The 17,972-nt window shown below is 35.0% G+C and carries 22 protein-coding genes; 19 read left to right on the top strand and 3 right to left on the bottom strand.

Features of this window, described 5'->3' with window-relative positions; translation table 11 throughout:
- Positions 1-23: 23 nt before the first annotated feature.
- The 13 genes from tyrS (at position 24) to WBP_RS02900 (ending at position 6,475) form a co-directional block, all read left to right on the top strand.
- Complete coding sequence (gene tyrS, locus WBP_RS02940; RefSeq protein WP_167896009.1) at positions 24-1,274, top strand: tyrosine--tRNA ligase; 1,251 nt, start codon at positions 24-26, stop codon at positions 1,272-1,274.
- A gap of 31 nt (positions 1,275-1,305) precedes the next feature.
- A complete protein-coding gene (locus WBP_RS06040) occupies positions 1,306-1,437 on the top strand; it encodes a hypothetical protein (protein WP_256366180.1) in 132 nt (43 codons plus the stop codon).
- Between the two features lie 177 nt (positions 1,438-1,614).
- On the top strand, positions 1,615-1,863 hold the full coding sequence (locus WBP_RS02935; RefSeq protein WP_167896008.1) for a hypothetical protein: 249 nt from the start codon (positions 1,615-1,617) through the stop codon (positions 1,861-1,863).
- Positions 1,856-2,116: a RhuM family protein gene (rhuM, locus tag WBP_RS05715; protein ID WP_246165866.1), complete on the top strand. Its 261-nt coding sequence runs from the start codon at positions 1,856-1,858 to the stop codon at positions 2,114-2,116. The genes WBP_RS02935 and rhuM (WBP_RS05715) overlap by 8 nt, the downstream gene beginning before the upstream one ends.
- A 133-nt stretch (positions 2,117-2,249) precedes the next feature.
- Positions 2,250-2,357, top strand: coding sequence for a RhuM family protein (rhuM, locus tag WBP_RS06105; protein WP_369799987.1), 108 nt, complete (start codon positions 2,250-2,252; stop codon positions 2,355-2,357).
- A 77-nt stretch (positions 2,358-2,434) separates the two neighbouring features.
- Positions 2,435-2,587: a RhuM family protein gene (gene rhuM / locus WBP_RS05710; protein ID WP_246165864.1), complete on the top strand. Its 153-nt coding sequence runs from the start codon at positions 2,435-2,437 to the stop codon at positions 2,585-2,587.
- On the top strand, positions 2,588-2,803 hold the full coding sequence (locus WBP_RS05705; RefSeq protein WP_246165861.1) for a hypothetical protein: 216 nt from the start codon (positions 2,588-2,590) through the stop codon (positions 2,801-2,803).
- 145 nt (positions 2,804-2,948) lie between these two features.
- Entirely contained in the window at positions 2,949-3,137 is a 189-nt protein-coding gene (locus tag WBP_RS02925) for an SWIM zinc finger family protein (protein ID WP_246165858.1), read from the top strand.
- Complete coding sequence (locus WBP_RS02920; protein WP_167896007.1) at positions 3,127-3,303, top strand: hypothetical protein; 177 nt, start codon at positions 3,127-3,129, stop codon at positions 3,301-3,303. The genes WBP_RS02925 and WBP_RS02920 overlap by 11 nt, the downstream gene beginning before the upstream one ends.
- A 74-nt stretch (positions 3,304-3,377) precedes the next feature.
- Entirely contained in the window at positions 3,378-3,968 is a 591-nt protein-coding gene (ruvA, locus tag WBP_RS02915; RefSeq protein WP_167896006.1) for a Holliday junction branch migration protein RuvA, read from the top strand.
- A complete protein-coding gene (gene ruvB / locus WBP_RS02910; protein WP_167896005.1) occupies positions 3,946-4,926 on the top strand; it encodes a Holliday junction branch migration DNA helicase RuvB in 981 nt (326 codons plus the stop codon). Before ruvA ends, ruvB begins: the two co-directional genes overlap by 23 nt.
- Positions 4,927-5,012: 86 nt before the next feature.
- Entirely contained in the window at positions 5,013-5,909 is an 897-nt protein-coding gene (locus tag WBP_RS02905; protein ID WP_246165855.1) for a hypothetical protein, read from the top strand.
- A gap of 56 nt (positions 5,910-5,965) precedes the next feature.
- Entirely contained in the window at positions 5,966-6,475 is a 510-nt protein-coding gene (locus WBP_RS02900; protein WP_041571549.1) for a DNA-3-methyladenine glycosylase, read from the top strand.
- A 26-nt stretch (positions 6,476-6,501) separates the two neighbouring features.
- Here the strand turns inward: WBP_RS02900 and purF are convergent, their stop codons facing one another.
- A complete protein-coding gene (gene purF / locus WBP_RS02895; protein ID WP_167896003.1) occupies positions 6,502-7,887 on the bottom strand; it encodes an amidophosphoribosyltransferase in 1,386 nt (461 codons plus the stop codon).
- A gap of 141 nt (positions 7,888-8,028) precedes the next feature.
- Here purF and WBP_RS02890 point away from each other — a divergent pair, with 141 nt between their 5' ends.
- Both WBP_RS02890 and WBP_RS02885 read left to right on the top strand, forming a co-directional pair.
- Positions 8,029-8,658, top strand: a complete 630-nt coding sequence (locus WBP_RS02890; RefSeq protein WP_167896002.1) for a ferredoxin reductase domain-containing protein — start codon at positions 8,029-8,031, stop codon at positions 8,656-8,658.
- Entirely contained in the window at positions 8,642-9,184 is a 543-nt protein-coding gene (locus tag WBP_RS02885) for a 5-formyltetrahydrofolate cyclo-ligase (protein ID WP_167896001.1), read from the top strand. The genes WBP_RS02890 and WBP_RS02885 overlap by 17 nt, the downstream gene beginning before the upstream one ends.
- A gap of 116 nt (positions 9,185-9,300) precedes the next feature.
- On the opposite strand, the gene WBP_RS02880 is transcribed toward WBP_RS02885, so the two are convergent.
- Positions 9,301-9,513, bottom strand: coding sequence for a hypothetical protein (locus WBP_RS02880; RefSeq protein WP_167896000.1), 213 nt, complete (start codon positions 9,511-9,513; stop codon positions 9,301-9,303).
- 1,235 nt (positions 9,514-10,748) lie between these two features.
- Between WBP_RS02880 and mutS the strand changes: the two genes are divergently transcribed.
- Positions 10,749-13,253 carry a DNA mismatch repair protein MutS gene (gene mutS, locus WBP_RS02875; protein WP_167895999.1) on the top strand — a complete coding sequence of 835 codons (2,505 nt, stop codon included), beginning with the start codon at positions 10,749-10,751 and terminating at the stop codon, positions 13,251-13,253.
- 66 nt (positions 13,254-13,319) lie between these two features.
- On the top strand, positions 13,320-14,519 hold the full coding sequence (locus WBP_RS02870) for a ribonuclease D (RefSeq protein ID WP_167895998.1): 1,200 nt from the start codon (positions 13,320-13,322) through the stop codon (positions 14,517-14,519).
- On the opposite strand, the gene coaE is transcribed toward WBP_RS02870, so the two are convergent.
- Positions 14,502-15,089: a dephospho-CoA kinase gene (gene coaE / locus WBP_RS02865; RefSeq protein WP_167895997.1), complete on the bottom strand. Its 588-nt coding sequence runs from the start codon at positions 15,087-15,089 to the stop codon at positions 14,502-14,504. The two genes, WBP_RS02870 and coaE, sit on opposite strands and share 18 nt — an antisense overlap.
- Before the next feature lie 166 nt (positions 15,090-15,255).
- On the opposite strand from coaE, the gene WBP_RS02860 reads away from it, so the two are divergent.
- Positions 15,256-16,659 (top strand): NAD(P)H-dependent flavin oxidoreductase, encoded by a 1,404-nt coding sequence (locus WBP_RS02860; RefSeq protein ID WP_167895996.1) that lies wholly within the window; start codon positions 15,256-15,258, stop codon positions 16,657-16,659.
- A gap of 251 nt (positions 16,660-16,910) precedes the next feature.
- Positions 16,911-17,558: a hypothetical protein gene (locus WBP_RS02855; RefSeq protein WP_179958973.1), complete on the top strand. Its 648-nt coding sequence runs from the start codon at positions 16,911-16,913 to the stop codon at positions 17,556-17,558.
- The last annotated feature ends 414 nt before the right edge of the window (positions 17,559-17,972 follow it).

The following is a 17,972-nucleotide window of genomic DNA, read 5'->3' as shown; positions in this document are numbered from 1 at the left end:
ACTTTAATTGATGAAAACAAGTCGTGAAACACAAGTCTGAATTTTTAAATTTCATTCAGGAAAGAGGATACCTATATCAGTGTACAAACATTGAAGGGTTAGACCAACTACTATTGCAGAATAACTACGTAGTTGCATATATTGGGTTTGATTGTACAGCATCAAGTCTTCATGTTGGTAGCTTAATCCAGATTATGATGCTTCGTCACCTGCAGAAATTTGGTTATAAGCCAATAGTTTTACTTGGAGGTAGCACAACAAAGATTGGCGATCCATCTGGTAAAGACAAAGCAAGAAGTGTTTTGCCTATTGAAGATATTAACCAAAATATATCTGGTATAAAAAAAGCACTTAAGAAAATGGTATACTTTAATGATGGAAAGGCTGGTGCAATTATAGTAAATAACGCAGATTGGCTAGATAGTATAAAATACATAGATTTTTTGCGTGATATAGGGGCGCATTTTTCTGTAAATCGCATGCTAAGTTTCGATAGTGTAAAAACTAGACTTGATAGGGAACAAAATCTAAGCTTTCTGGAATTTAATTACATGCTATTGCAGGCTTACGATTTTGCTGAATTGAACAAAAAGTATGGCTGCCGTTTGCAGATAGGAGGATCGGACCAGTGGGGAAATATAGTAAACGGAATTGAACTTGGCAAAAAGTTGAATTTACCCGAGTTGTTTGGCCTTACTACGCCTCTTTTGTTGAGTGCTCAAGGAAAAAAAATGGGCAAAACTGAAAGTGGAACTGTGTGGCTTGATGGTGATATGCTAAAGCCTTATGACTACTGGCAGTACTTTCGCAATATCGATGACCAAGAAATTGGGCGTTTTTTGAGATTTTTCACTGATTTGCCAATTGATGAAATTAAAAAACTGGAATCTTTAAAGAATCAAGAAATAAACGAAGCAAAAAAAGCTTTGGCAACAGAGGTAACAAAAATATGTCATGGTGATAAAGAAGCAGAACTTGCACAATCTTCTGCAGTCTCCGTTTTTGAAAATGGAGACAGCTCACTACTTCCTGATTACACTATAACAAAAAAACAAGTTGCAAATGGTATACCCTTAATAGACCTACTGCACGATATAGGTCTTGAACCTTCAAAAGGCGCTGCAAAGCGTTTAATACAGGGCAATGGATGCAAAGTTAATGATCATACTATAAATGATATCAATTACATAATAAATTCTAAAAGCTTTAAAGATCAGTCATTTATAAAACTGTCTGCAGGGAAAAAACGCCACATAAAAGTTATGGTGAGTTAGCTTTTGAAGCGAGAAGGCAAATTTCATACAAATGAGCAATTATGATGTTAATGACTTAAATTCAATATATTTATCTCATCATAAGCCTATATCAAATCTCTTTTTAACTTTGGATATTACTACCTTTTACAAGGCACTAGAATATGCACATGAATTGCCTTAGGGACGTAATCTTGATCGTAGTGATTATCTATCAGTACTCAATGAAAAACGAGAAATGTGTGGTACAAAACATGCACTGATTTATAAGTTAAGCCACGGGGTGAGATCAATATTACACTGCACATGGCAGTTTTTATGATGAGCAAAATAAACATTCCAAAAATTTCTGCAGTTCTAAATGAGTATAACTTGTCACACATTCCAGAAATGGATTGCTATTTTTATTATAGTAGGTCAAATTATTGATATAATTTGTCTAGAAAACAGCGCATTATTAGAACTGGTAGAGGAAGAGAGAATTAAGCCTAGACACCTTGGAAATTATAAAATAGAAAAGCACAAACAATCTACTGGGGACTGGCTGATTAACAACCCAAGCAACCCTACGGTATGGAACAAATTTTCAAAATTTGAGAACTATGCATAAAACAACTGGAAAGATAGTAGAAAGCGAAATCCTATTATATACAACTCCAGATGGAGATATAAAATCAACCTTTTGTACCAGGATGAGAGCATTCAGCTCACGCAAAAAAAATAGCAGAGTTGTTTCCATTTTGGAAGTAACTGCTTCTGATTGTAAGAAGTATCCTACACAATTTTATAACCTAGATGCAATTTTAGCTGTTGGTTATAGAGTAAGTTCTCAAAAGGCAACCGCATTTAGGGTGTGGGCATAAAAATTCTAAAGAGTTCATCATCAAATGGTTTGCATTGGATAACAAACGACTGAAGTATGGTAACAAATTTGATGAAAATTATTTCCGATAAGTTGCTCGAAAAGATCAGAGCAATACAAACTTCAGAACGTAGATTCTATCAAAAATTACAGATATTTATGCTGAATACTCTGCTGATTATGATCCCACTTCAGAAGTAACAAAACAGTTTTGTTCAAAAGTGCAAAATAAATTATATTAGACAGTTCACAGGTTAACTGCAGGAGAGTTGATACATTCCAGAGTTAGTCACAAAAGACCATTCATGGGTCTTACTACATGGAGAAATATCCAGGTGGCGAGATTTTAAAGAGTGACGCAAACGTTGCAAAAAATTATTTGACTGAAGCAGAATTAAGTAAATTAAATCATATTGTTTCAATATATTTGGACTATGCTGAGCTCCAGGTGAGAAGACAGCGCTTAGTGTGAATGCAAGATTGGATTGCCAAGTTAAACTTATTTTTGCTATTTAATGATTATAAGTTGCTTGAAGATGCTAAAAGAGTTGGTGCTGAAGTTGCTAAGTTCTTGCTGAAGAAGAGTTTACAAAAGTACCGGATTATTCAAGATCAGCTGTATAAGTCTGACTTTGATAAACTAATTAAAGCAAGCAAAAACGGAACTGATAACAAGATGAAAGGATGATAAATTCAGATGTACAGCACTATAAAATTATCTACAGGAAAAAAACGTTGTATTAGGGTTGTAAAGGGTTTACTTTTGAAGTAAGAAAAAGGATTTTATCGGTAAACCTTATTTCTCTAGAGAGGAATTTTACTTTAATCACAAAATGGTACATATTGTATCTGTTAGCAATTTTGACGTTAAGTTAAAAGTTGTTGGCTCAGGAGTATATAAAATAACACTAAGGCATGATGGCAACTCTCTTGATGGAGAATGTTTTTGTCCAGCATTCGATTTTGGCCCATGCAAGCACATAGCTGCAACAGACTTCGCTTTGATTCAATATGATTATTAACGAGGATATAAAGCATCCAGAAGATGCCTTGATCGTATTAATAGCAAGATCACTTCGAAAAGTTGCTACTAAAAAGGCAAAGGAGAAACTTATTGAGATGATCCTAAATTTGAGTGTTTATTATCTAGAAATTGTTAGTGAATTGGAGTATAAGGAATATGAGTAAATTTAATCTCTATGATCCTAACACTTGACCTGTGATCCAGGAATTTTTAAACTGAACTCTATACAGTGCTAAAAATGATAGGAAATTTAAGCGGGACAGTAGATGAAGTTTACGGCGATCACATAATCCTGAATGTAAATGATGTTGGCTATATAATATACCTTTCAGCCAAAGCTTTAAATGTATGTTATATAGGAAGTAAAATCAAGTTACTTATCGAAACTTGTGCAAACAACAGAGAAAACACCACGCAGCTATATGGTTTTATAAATAAGGAAGAACAATCATGCTTGCGTTTGCTTGTTAAGGTGAGCGGCGTTAGCTATAAAACTGCAATGTCGATCCTGAGCAAATTAACCCCAGAACAGCTATTTTTAGCAATTATGAATGAAGATAAAATAGCACTCAAGATAAGCGGGCTTGGTCCAAAACTCATAAATCGAATTATCACTGAATTGAGTGGCAAAGTGAGCAAATTAGAAATAAATAACAATAATTTCTATCCAATTAACGAGGATGCCGTTTCAGCATTGATCAATCTTGGATATGAAAAAACGAAAGTTTATGATACCATAAAAAAGTACAAACCGAATCTGGATACTAAGGATATTATTCGCACAGCGCTTAAGGAGCTTTCAAATTATGAAATCGATATCATGCAGTAAAGAATATGCTGAAGATGTACGTAATTTAAACATTAGACCTGAGCAACTTGATGATTTTTTCGGGCAAAAAGACTTAATACAAAATCTAAAAGTGTTTATAAACGCTGCGAAGACGAGAACTGAAGCTTTAGATCATGTTTTACTGCATGGTCCTCCAGGACTTGGCAAAACAACTTTAGCGCAAATTATCTCTAAAGAGTTAAGGGTTAGCTTCCGCGCAACTTCTGGTCCACTATTAAATAAAGCTGGAGATTTAGCTGCAGTGCTCACTACTTTAAATGCAAAAGATGTCTTATTCATTGACGAAATCCACAGATTAAATCGCAGCATTGAAGAAGTTTTATATACTGCTATGGAAGATTTTTGCCTAGACCTATTAGTAGGTGAAGGTCCATCTACCCGTACTTTAAGGATAGATCTACCACCATTTACGTTGGTCGGTGCAACAACACGACTTGGACTACTTTCTGCACCGCTGAGGGATCGTTTTGGTATTCCTTTGCGTCTTGAGTTTTATTCTTTTGAGGAGCTGGTTGACATTATAAAGAGAGGCACAAAAGTTTTTTCTGCAGAAATCGAAGAGGATGCCATACAGGAAATTGCCTGCCGTGCACGTGGCACTCCAAGAATTGCTTTGAGGTTGCTCAGAAGAATAAGGGACTTTGTTGAAGTGAAAGATAATAAAAAAATTACTCACAAAATTGCTGACTCTGCGCTGTCAAAATTGGGCATAGATAAAATGGGATTAAATAAATTAGATGTGGATTATCTAAGATTTTTATTCAATACTTCAGGATCTGTTGGAGTTGATACCATATCTATTGCGCTATCTGAGGACTCTGGCAATATTGAGGAAACAGTAGAACCTTATTTAATCAAAATTAGCTTTGTAAAGCGCACACCAAGAGGACGTGTTTTAACTGATCAGGGGAAGGAATATTTGAGCCTTCAATATTAAATAACTTTTCTACCATAATTAAGTGTTGACTAATTGATATAGTAATTATATGCTGGTGTCATGTGTTAACAATAATGGAGGCATATATGTTAGCTAGTAATAGTACTGAAACTATATTAGTTGCTGATCAAAATATTTACAACAGCTCTGCTAGTAATAATCCAGCTTTGAATACTCAAGACTTATCTGGGTCAACACCGGATAAAGACAAATATGTTACTCTTAATAGTAAGGAAGAATGGGATAAGTTCTTTAAATTACAAAACAACCCTTCTACTAATATTACTAATAAAGTAAGAACAAAACCTCATGTTCGTAAGAATAGTAATGGTATGTATAGATATACTGCTGAGGAGAACAAGTACAATGGTAAGGAGATTATAGGCAAAGTTGCTGAACAAATTAAAGAAGAGATATCTCAAAAAATAAAAAGTGATACTATGAAACTTGTAAAGCTCAAAGAAAGTAAAAATGAAGATAATAGTGTTAAGCCTGCTATAAGAATAGTGCTGAATGATAATGTAAAAGAAATAAACATGGCAGATCTTCTAAGTGGTAGTGTATGCAAAGAATATAACGTAAAAGCAATTACATTTTGCTTTCCTGATAAAAGTAATACAAGAGGAATTCGTTGCCGGATCGATGAACATGGGACAAGGATTTATGAAGTGGCTAATGGGTCATATGAGATGGATTTGAGATGGTATTGTGAAGGCAAGGAATGTAAAATTAAAATCCTCATGAAAGATGACGGCTCTATAAGACTTATCGAGGGTAATGGAATAACTGAAGAGCAGTTAAAAGCGCATAAAGAGATAAGGGTAGGAAGACAATATGAGGCAAAATCTTTACACGAAGCGTTAGCACTACAATTGCCACAGTTACAACAAAAAGGTTCTGAAACAACAGAAATTTTGTCGCGACTGGCAGATGTGAGCACATCGCAAGCACAACAAGTTCTCTCTGCTCAAGTAAGTAAGTAAGAAAAAGCAAAAATAGTATAAGTTGCTTGTAGATGCAAGTGACTTATACTTTTATAATGAACAATGAAATACTACCAAGAAACTTCTACGAGCGGCCAACTTTGGTTGTAGCTGGGGAGTTGTTAGGAAAAATACTAAAATTTTCCAATTTCAGTGGAGTGATAACTGAAGTTGAAGCATATATAGGAATGGATGACCCAGCTTGTCATGCAGCACGAGGTTATACTGATCGAACCTCAGTAATGTTTGGTATACCGGGGTTTTCATATGTGTACTTTATATATGGGATGTACTATTGCTTAAACATTGTAACAGAAACAGAAGGGTTCCCAGCAGCAGTTCTAATACGAGGGTTAAAGCTTATTGAACCGCTTAAAGCAAATTTAAGCGGGCCGGGAATATTGTGCAAAAGATTAAATATTACAAGAGAACATAACAAACTAGATCTCACTATAAGCCACGAGTTTTGTGTTTACGAATCCCACATCAACCTGGATTATGTTTGCACTCCAAGAATTGGGATCAGTAAAGGCAAAGAAAAGTTTTGGCGGTTTAAAATTTTCTAAACCAAGTTCCAGTGACCTTGCTTAGATTACTTACCAATCGGATAATCACCAGTGAAACAGGCATCGCAGTATTGCGGTGCTGTGTTATTACGTTTCTCTCCGTTAACAGCCTGATATAATCCATCAATGCTTAAGAAGGTTAAACTATTTACCCCTATAATTGCTTCTATTTCCCTTACAGACTTACTTGCGGCAATTAGATCCTTGCACTCTGGTGTGTCAATTCCGTAAAAACAAGAATACTTAATTGGTGGACTTGAGATTTTTAGGTGAATTTCTTTTACTCCTGCATCTTTTAGCATAACTATTATGCTTTTTAGTGTACTACCACGTACTATACTATCGTCTATTAAAATTATGTTCTTACCCTTTAAAATGTCTTTATTAGCATTAAATTTTAATTTTATTCTAACTTTACGTACTTCAGCGGTTGGTTGTATAAAAGTTCTTCCAATGTAATGATTACGGATTATTCCGAGTTCTATAGGTAATCCTGAATATTTTGTGTATCCGATGGCTGCAGGTATTCCAGAATCAGGTATTGGTACAACCATATCCACATTGTTTTTCGGTGGACTCTCTTCTGCAAGTGTTCTTCCTATCTCTTTTCTTATATCATATATGGACCTATCTTCTATTATGCTGTCTGGCCTTGAAAAATAAATGTATTCAAAGATACAGAAACTTGACTTTTGCTGAGAAAGAGGAAATGCTGAAGCTAGATTACCATTTTGATCGATAGTAACTAATTCACCTGGTTCTATTTCTCTAATAAACTCTGCATTTACTATATCAAGGGCGCAAGTCTCAGATGCGAGCACGTAAGAACTGTTCAGTTTTCCTAAAACAAGAGGTCTGATTCCTGCTGAATCACGTATTCCAACAACTACTTCTCGGTTGATTGCTACAAAAGAATAAGCGCCTTGTATTTGCTTTAATGCATATATGAAACTCTCTAGAAAGCTATTTTTCGTATTGGCTTCTACCAAACGAGCTACCACCTCTGTATCAATATCTGATTGAAAAACGCGTCCCTGTTTAATCAACTGCTCGCGTATTGGAGAAATATTAATTAAGTTACCATTATGTGCTATGGCAAAATCTCCAAACTTGTTACTTTTGCCAAGGATAGGCTGCACTCCAGATTTATTGCCACTTGTTGAGTATCGAACGTGACCTATTGCATAATTTCCAGGCAAGGATTTTTTTATTTCATCTATATTGTCAAGTACACTACTCACCTGACCTTGAAAATGATAAGAATGCAGCTTATCGTTGTTACTTGTTACTACGCCAAAAGATTCTTGACCCCTGTGCTGCAAAGCATGAAGACCTAGTATAGAGTCAAAGGCAGAATCTTTATTGCAGCTTATACCAAATACTCCGCACTCTTCGTACATTTTATCGAGCATAAAAACTACTGAGTAAAGTTTAATTTTACTTTAGCATGGGTAAAGCACAAGCATTTTATTTACCATCCCCCTTCAAAATCAGTTTTTCTATAAAACTTCAGAAAATTTGAACAGAATAAGCTTCTGTGGTTAGAATAGTACATGAAGAATGTAATGCTAATTGGTGGTGGAGTTGGAAATGCAGTGTTATTTTCAATAGGGAAAGCATGTATTGAAAATAATAATAAGGTTTTGTACTTTGCTGGCTATAGGAAATTAAATGACGTATTTAAACGGACACTAATAGAACATGCATCAAGTGCGGTAGTTTGGGCATGTGAAGAAGGTTTGATAGAAACAAGCAGAGATCAGGACAAATCCTTTCATGGTAATGTAGTTGATGCGATAATCTCTTACCAACAGGAAATATTAAGTGATGCTGCGATTAATTTAAATGTCATAGATAAAATTATCACTATCGGTTCAGATAAAATGATGAAGGCTGTAAATAAAGCGAGAAAAACAATTTTAAAGCCATATCTGAAATCAGGCCACTTAGCAATATCATCGATCAATTCTCCTATGCAATGTATGATGAAGGAAATCTGCGCTCAGTGTGTGCAGCGACATGTAAATATAAAAACAGGAGAAGAGAGTTATGTGTATAGTTGCAATAACCAAGACCAGGCTATGGAGTTTATTGATTTTGATTTTTTAAGTGAGCGCTTGAAACAAAACAATTTACAAGAAAAACTCACTACAAAATGGATAGATTATGCTCAAAGATATTAAACAACAAAAAAAAGAGATAAGAGAGCAATATAGAGCTATAAGAAAAAATATTGATGAGGGTTATTCCAGTTATGCAACGAATTCCCTTATTAATTTCTTTAATCAGAACTTAAGTTACGTTAAAGGCAAAACAGTTGCTGCTTACATTCCAATTGACGGGGAAATAAATGTTATACCTTTGATGTATAATTTGCTCGGTCTAGGTTATAAAGTGGCAGTTTCTGATAAAAATAAGCTACTGAGATTTAAGGAATGGAATAAAACAAGTGAAGACATAATCCCTGATACGATTATCACTCCTGTTGTTGCTTTTGATGATCACCTCAATAGATTGGGTTTTGGTGGTGGTTGGTATGATGCTGTGATAAAAGAGTTACGACCACTTGGGAAAGTATTTATAGGCGTAGCTTACGAAGAACAATATTGTAAAGATTTACTAGTAGAAGAACATGATCAAAAATTGGATATTATAATCACTGAGATGTGTGTTAGGCATAGGGGTATGTACTGTCAAAATTTCCTATAATCCTAAATTAACTCTTCTAAAATATTTAAAATATCAGTTACATAATAAACCTAATCTCTCTTTCCCTTAGAAGTTTGTGAAACAATACCTAAATCCTCAAGTTTCATTGTTGCTCTTTAGGCTATTGTAAATGCAACACCTAAGTTTTCAACTACTTTCTTTATAGTAAAATAAGGGTTTACAGCTAGGTATCTTACAATATCACTAGTAACTCCTTCTGTTTTATGATTTTGCCAATCTGTAATTAGATTGTTAATTCGCTCTGCTCTTGATAATACGTCCAATGATTGCAATGCCACACCATTTGATAAGAAAGCTAATCGTGCCACGTGCCTTTGCTGCTTATATTGTAAAGCTGTTTATAGTACTCACTTCTTGTTGCTTCGAAAGATGCACTTAAATATAACAAAGGCGATGATGATAATTTTCTTTCGATGAGGAGTAATGTTATCAATAGACGTCCAATGTCCCCGTTACCGTCTAAGAATGAATGAATCGCTTAAAATTGATAATGGTATAAAGCTATGTATATGAGTGGGATAGTGTCCTATCGTACAGAAACTTTTCAAAGGAATCCAAACAACCTATAAATTCATTTGATATTGGTAGCACATGTTTTGCTGTGTTTATTATACACCCTAGACTTCCAATCCAATTTTATACCTGGCAAAATTCCCCTGGGGTTGCATAAAAACCTCTTATACCTTGCATAAGTTTTTCATGAATTTCTTTAATCGGCTAAAGCAGCAGTGGAAGAGATTGTGAACGTTTCAATCCATACTGGTGCTAATATATAGTTGTGCACTTCTTGTAGATTATAGGGATTACAATCTACATTAGTGTCTGCTTCTTGAACTAAAATTTCACCCAGAGTTACTTAAGCTCCCTCAATTCTACTTGAAATAACTGCTTCACGTGCTATAAAAAGGTCACATGAGAAGATGAGGATTAGGCAATTTAGCTCCTTTCCTGGATGACATACCCAAAATATGGTCTGCTCTGGAAAGGCTGTTGACTAAGGCATTATCCCATTCAAAATTTGATAGCAAGGGGTTAGATACAAATGCTCGGTAGCCAGCTAATGCATTGATAACTTTACCTGATGTAATTCTTTGATATTCATTCGCCAACCTAGCAGAATGTTTTTATAGTCTATGTTATTTTCAAAAAGTCAAAAATGAAAATAAGGCTTAATTTTATTTGTGTGTATGAAAATAAAAAACCTCTTTATTTTCAATTTTGCCCAAAGATAGAAATAGGCAAGGGTTTCTGTTTTTTTTCTCTGGTTGCTATTTTTACGCTGTGATTCAATTTTGGCAAAAAGATTACATGTATACCTTCCGCAAATGGCAGTTTGGGCTTTTCAAAAAGCCAAAATTCTATATAATTTTAGTTATAAGTTGTGGCTTATAGAAGAGGCTACCACAGATCCATTGCATATGCACAATTTTCTAAAAAAATAGTAGTATTGCCTTTGCATAGTATAAAGTATTCCTATGTAAATTCTATGTTGTCCATATAATAAAGTTGAAGCTATTGCTAACGCAACGTATTTAAAAATGTTATGAACTTCGTAAGAGAAAAAAATACTCCTGTGATGGAGCAATATTTGAACCTAAAAGCTCAATATCAGGATCATCTGTTATTTTATAGGCTGGGAGATTTTTATGAGTTGTTTTTTGATGATGCTATTAAAGCTGCGAAGTTGCTGAATATAGTACTAACTAAGAGAGGTAATTCGTATGGGCAAGAGGTACCAATGTGTGGAGTGCCAGCTCATAGTAGTGAATCTTACCTTCATAAGTTAATAGATTTAGGATTCAAAGTAGCAATCTGCGATCAGTTAGAAACTGCTGATGAAGCAAAAAGGAGGGGCTATAAATCTATAGTAAAACGTGATGTAGTGCGAATTGTAACTCCAGGAACAATTGTTGAAGATTCGCTATTAGAGGATAAAAACAACAATTATCTTGCGTCCATAGTTAAACAAAATGGGGAGTATGCTATTGGCTGGCTTGAATTATCAACAGGAAAATTTTTTCATACCTTAACGAATTTAAAAGCTCTGGATAGTGATTTATTGCGTATATCACCAAAAGAATTACTAATTTCTGATGAACTAGCTGAGGATGAAAAAATCAGATCAATTTTAAAAAATTATAAAATATCGATTACGCAGCATGCACAGAGCTTTTTTGAGTATAATAAATCTAATAGAACGCTGTGCGAATTTTATAAGGTTAGAGAACTTGGGGTTATAGGAAGTTTCAGCAAAGTGGAGATTATGGCGTGTGGTGCACTGCTTGAATATGTAAAAGTAACGCAAAGAGGCTCTGTTCCAAGACTTGAGTTACCAGAACCCTATAAGCAGCAAAATTTCATGCTTGTAGATGCTTCAGCAAGAAGAAATCTTGAGTTATTTTTAACTCAGTTTGGTGAAAAAAAAGGCTCGCTAATCTCAGTTATCGATCACACAGTAACAGCTTCTGGTGGGCGTTTGCTAAAACAAATGCTTGCATCACCGCTCGCTTGTTCTAAGGCAATTAATTTGAGGCTCAGCACCGTTGAATTTTTTGTAAATAACTATGAATCACGCAAGAGAATACGGGAAATACTATCTAACATTCCAGATATTGAGAGGTCTTTGTCACGTTTAATGCTGGAGCGTGGTTCACCAAAAGACATTAATTTATTGAAAGTGGGCCTTGGGAAAACTTTAGAATTATCTGAGTTCTTGTATAAAATTGAATCTGGTAAAAATGAATCTCTCTTACAACAATATGTTATCCCAGTGCTTGACACTGGGATCCAGCCAGCGTTGCACGCTGAAATAACAGTAAAATCAGATGAAAATGAACTTAGCACAATATATAAAAGCCTTGGCAACCATAAAGACCTATTCGAGCTTCTAAACAGTGCTATACTCGATAATAATCTCAATTCCGTGAAAGAAGGAGGATTTATTAATCCAAAATATAATCAAGAGCTATCTGAGTTATCATATGTGTTAAGTAATAGCAACAAGCTAATAACCAGACTTCGTGAATCTTACCGTGATCTGACTGGTATTGCTGCGCTGAAAATATTGCACAACAATATACTAGGTTATTACATTGAAGTGTCAGCGAATCATAAAATAACTTCGGACATATTTATTCACAGGCAAAGCTTAGCAAACAGCATGCGCTATACTACTAATGAATTGAAAGAATTAGAAAATAAAATTCTTACGGCGCGTGATGCTGTAATCAGCTTAGAGATAAAAATCTTTGGTGAACTGTGTAGTGAAATTGCTAAAGAATCTGAAAGGATTGCTCTTACTGCAAATGCTTTGGCAAAACTTGATATCAGAACCGCGTTTGCAGAGCTTGCAGTGCAAAATGATTACACGAAACCCATCATTAACGATAGCAAGGAATTCAATATTTGCAATGGAAGACACCCAGTTGTTGAAGTTAACGATAAGTTCATTGCAAATAGCATCAATTTGTCTGGTATACATCTAATTACTGGCCCTAATATGGCTGGAAAAAGCACTTTCTTGAGGCAAAACGCTCTCATTGCAATTTTAGCTCACATGGGTTCATTTGTGCCAGCAGATAGTGCACATATTGGAGTGATTGATAAGATATTCAGCAGGGTTGGCGCAACGGATAATATAACGGCTGGTTATTCCACCTTCATGGTGGAGATGATTGAAACAGCAACCATAGTCAACCAAGCAACAGACCGTTCCTTGGTAATACTTGATGAAATTGGTAGAGGAACAGGAGTGTATGATGGCTTATCTATTGCTCAGGCGGTAATTGAACATATTCACAATGTAAATAAGTGCCGCGCTATCTTTGCAACTCATTATCATGAGTTAACTAAAGTAAGCAAATACTTGAAAAGTGTCAAGTGTTTTTGTGTGAGAATAAAAGAATGGAAAGAGGAGGTGATCTTTCTACATGAAGTAGTTGAGGGCGTTGCAGATGAGTCATATGGAATACATGTGGCAAAACTTGCTGGTTTTCCTGATTCTATTTTAAATAGAGCAAGTGAAGTGTTTAAAGAACTAAAAGCTTAATTAAGAAAGTCGTTAATTGCAAAATTTAATATAAGTAGTAAAATAGAACTACTTAATAAAAAATATATGTTAATTAATACAACATCAGAGCTGGAAGATATATGTGAAGAGTTAATAGCAAAAAAGCCGAAGTTTATAGCAGCTGACACGGAGTTCATTAGAAATCACTTAACTTACTATCCAAGATTGTCGTTAATTCAGATTTCTTATGGAGAGAAAAGTTTTATTGTAGATGCATTAGCGCCAGAGGTTGATTTATCATTTATTAAGAAAATCATGCTCAATCGGGAAATAACTAAAGTATTTCATAGTTGTCGGCAGGATATAGAATCCTTATTCACTGTGTTTAAGTGTATTCCTGCTCCCATTTTTGATACCCAAGTTGCTGCTATGTTTTGTCATTATTATCACGACTTTATTGGTTACTCAAAAGTAGTAGAGCAATATCAAGGGGTAGTATTAGATAAAATTAAAGCTAAAAATTCAGACTGGTTAAGAAGGCCATTGTCTAAGGATCAGTTAGACTACGCAATAAGTGACGTGGTACACCTATATGACTTACACCAAATATTGTGCGATAGACTTGAAGAAAGTGGTAGAATGGGCTGGTTTCACGAGGAGATGGAATCAGTGGTTGATATAAATAAATATTTACATAGTCCAAAAGATGCATGGAAGAGGATTAAGTTTAATTATGAGGCAAATCCAAAATTGATGATAATTATTAAAGCGGTTAGTGAATGGCAAGAGACCTTAGCACAGCGTTATAATATAAATCGTAATAAGATAGTGAACAATGCCGTAGTAGCTGGTTTTATTGAAAAAAAAGTGGAACACGTTGATGAAATTTTGGATGATCTTAGGAGGAACACAAAAAATATAAGAGAGGAGGATTTATTAGAATTTATAGATGTTTTTAATGAGAATGAGAAAAATTTTGTGCAGCAAGATTATACTCTATCAAATAGTTATGATAGATCTGTATTCGATATGCTCTCAATTATTTTAGAAAGCAAATGTAAAGAAAATAATATATCAAGAAAATTGGTTTCATCAAAAGATGAATTAGTTGGGTCAATGTCTGGGCAGGTAGACAAACTATTTAAGGGATGGAGGTATGATTTTTTTGGCAGGTCAGTTAAGTCATTTTTGAATGCAAATTCAAAGTTTGAAATTTCAGTGGTAAAATCTACAAATAATACAGTCAAAATTCAGAGTGATTTAATAAAAGCAAGTTGTGGATTGAAATCAACTGCTGAGGCTTAACGAGTCTACTATATCTTTTACTTGAGAGAGAACATGTTCTTTACTTGCACTGGTATCAATGGTAAAGTCACTCATCTGCCTTTTTTCTTTGACAGGTAGTTGAATACTGGAAATTAGATCTAGCTTTTCTTTATCTATATTACGTTCACTGAGCCTTTGAGCTTGTGCGGCACTATCTGCATAGATGAAAATAATAAAGTCGCAATATAAATGAAATCTCGTTTCCAGTAAAAGTGGAACGTCTAGAACTAAGAGCTTCCTATTGATCTCTTTATCCTGAGCAATAAAAATTTCTAGTTCATTTTGCACAGCTGAATGGACTAAGGATTGGAATTGCTTCCAATTTTCATCATAATCTAAGAAATATTTGGACAATACTGTTTTATCTATTTCACCATTTACTATCGCTCCAGGGAAATTTTTCTCTGCGTAGTTTATTATGTTTTTGTCCACTCTGTAAAGCTGGTGTACAATAAAATCAGCATCAAACACAGCAGCACCGAATTCTTTAAAGCAATTGGCTATAAAACTCTTCCCTACTCCAATTCCTCCTGTTAGACCTATAATCATATAACAAAAAACACATTATGAAGCTATACCTACAGTAGCTGCTTTTTTTTGTGTGTCTACTTAAAACCCAAATTTGCTGCGTAGTTCTGATAGTATCGAAAGAAAATAAACAGCTATTATTTTTTTAGTAATTAAATAAAATAGAATAAAAGATTACGAGGAAGCTTTGAAAAATAAGATAAAAAAAATGATAATTTCAGGAAAGGAAGTGTGGCCAATCATCGAGGGCGGTAAAGGTATTGCAGTTAGTGATGGGGGATCGAGCGGAGCATTTGCTGCAGCAGATGCTGTTGGAACGTTTTCTGGTGCAAATGCCAAGCTTATTGATGATAACGGTGAGTTAGTGCCATTGGTTTACAAAGGTAAAACAAGAAATGAAAAACATGAAGAATTGATTGAGTATAGTATTGGGGCTGGAGTTAGTCAGGCAAGAATAGCAAATGAAATATCAAAAGGTCGTGGAAGAGTACATATGAATGTGCTTTGGGAGATGGGAGCGGCAGAACGTGTACTTCATGGTATATTAGAAAAAGCAAAGGGCTTAGTCCATGGTATTACCTGTGGTGCTGGTATGCCTTACAGGCTTGGAGAAATTGCAGCCAAATATCAGGTTTATTATTACCCTATTATCTCATCGGTACGTGCTTTTAAAGCATTGTGGAAACGTGCTTATCAAAAAATATCTTCTTTTTTGCTCGGTGGAGTAGTATATGAGGATCCGTGGCTTGCTGGAGGGCATAATGGATTAAGTAATAGTGAGAACCCGGAGTTACCACAAGCTCCATTTGAGAGAGTTGTGGAACTTAGGTCTTTTATGAACGAGATCGGTCTTTCAGAAACACCAATTGTTATGGCGGGGGGAGTGTGGCGTTTAAAAGATTGGGAACATTGGTTTGACAATCTGCAAATCGGACCAATAGCTTTTCAGTTTGGCACTCGTCTGCTTTTAACGAAAGAAAGCCCAATTTCTGCAGAGTGGAAAAAGAAGCTGTTGACTTTGGAAGAAGGTGATGTGTTTTTAAATAAATTCAGTCCAACAGGGTTTTACTCATCTGCAGTAAGAAATAACTTCATACGTGAGTTACAGGAACGGAATTCACGTCAAATAAAATTCTCAGAAAATGCCAGCGAAGAGTTCGATAGTGAATTTGCGATTGGTGCAAGAGGTAGAAATATTTACCTTACTTCAAAAGACAAGGAACTGGCAGATACATGGAATAAAGCAGGATATACAGAAGCAATGAGAACTCCAGATACAACTGTTATTTTTGTAACACCAGACAAATTTGCAGAGATCAGGCGAGATCAAATCAATTGCATGGGGTGTTTAAGCCATTGTTTATTTAGTAATTGGAAAGATCATGGTGACTATTCAACAGGGCGAAAGCCAGATCCGCGGAGTTTTTGTATACAAAAGACACTGCAAAACATTATACATGACGGCAATATTGAAAATGAGCTCATGTTTTCTGGGCACAGTGTTTACAGATTCAAGCAAGATCCGTTTTATGAGAATGGCTACATACCGACAGTAAAAGAGCTGGTGGAAAGAATATTGACAGGATATTAAGTTATGTTTGAGTTGATAAGGAAGCATTGCTTTATTATAGTAAGTATTTATTAATTTAATTTTAGTTTGGAAAAGTGTCTATGCCAGCGAGCAGGAGTGTTTTAGAAGGGTATGCATTGGCCTATTAAAATTTTGGTGGTACAGTAACGTTAAAGGGTTTTTACAATTTTGTGATGTATGAAACGCAACAGATTGAAATGAGGAGAATTTTGAAAGATTATATAAAGGATTTGTGTGCTCGGATTTAAGCAGTGGTGGAACGGGAAAGTGATCAATGTAATGAAGAGAGTAACGGGCAATCTGCTACACATATACATGTATACAATAGAAGTTTAGATTTCTTGGGTTATTTACTATTGCGATGTTGTATCGATTCTTTACTTGTTAGGCGTGGTCACACTATAGTTATCTATGGCAATACCACTAACCAAAGCAGAGAAAATAAGAAAAAAGACTCGGAAGACAGTAGAAAGTTGTTAGCTTTAGGTATAGTAGCTGCAGTAGTGGCTTTCCATGTTAGTATGTGCTTTTGGTACCACAGTAGCAAAAAAGCGGCAAGAAAAGAAGAAAAAATAGATTACCTAGATAACAAACTTAAAATGTTCAGAAATATTGAGTTTATAGTTAGTGCAATTTCTTTAGCGGCTTTAATAGCTTGTGTATTTTGCCCAGTTTTACCAGAATTTGGATTAGTTACCCTTGGCGTTAATTTTCTTGTATGTTTTGTTGGTAGCTTGGCTTTTCATATGAAACATGAAAAGAAGTCAGATAATATTGAGAAGGCTAAGGAAGCTGTAAACAGCTATAATACACCACCTTCTTACTTTCAAAATCCTGATGTTGGGAATTCTTTTCCGAGTGCTTCTCCTTATGGGAGTCAGTACTTTCCTTTTTATTAGTTTTATAATGCTAGTACAATAGGGCAAGGAGCTGATTATAGACAGTGAACTTGCCATAAACCCACAGCTGTATAAACATTGTAGTTTTAAGGCAATCTCGACCAGTAGGGTGTCATGCTAGTACGTAACACTGGTATCTAGAAAGGTTTGCTTGCTAAACTAACTCGGTAATTATAGAAAGTGGCTAATCTTATACTAAATAAATATGTCTGTTCAGTGGTATGATTGAGGAGGAAAGAGAAAAGACTTCAAATGATCGATTTTTCGCCTCAAATTATGTAAAGTGTGAAAATTTAACCACATTACACCTTATTTAGCCCATTTTATTCTAACAATTCGCTTGTTCAACCACTTTTTGCTGCTCTGCTGAGCAGGTACCGTGATTTCGCTTCCATAAATGATTTCCTATTGACC

The organism is Wolbachia endosymbiont of Brugia pahangi (assembly GCF_012030695.1).
Classification (GTDB): Bacteria; Pseudomonadota; Alphaproteobacteria; order Rickettsiales; family Anaplasmataceae; genus Wolbachia.
The sequence above is the reverse complement of the archived record's forward strand: the minus strand, read 5'-3'. Positions and strand labels throughout refer to the sequence as shown.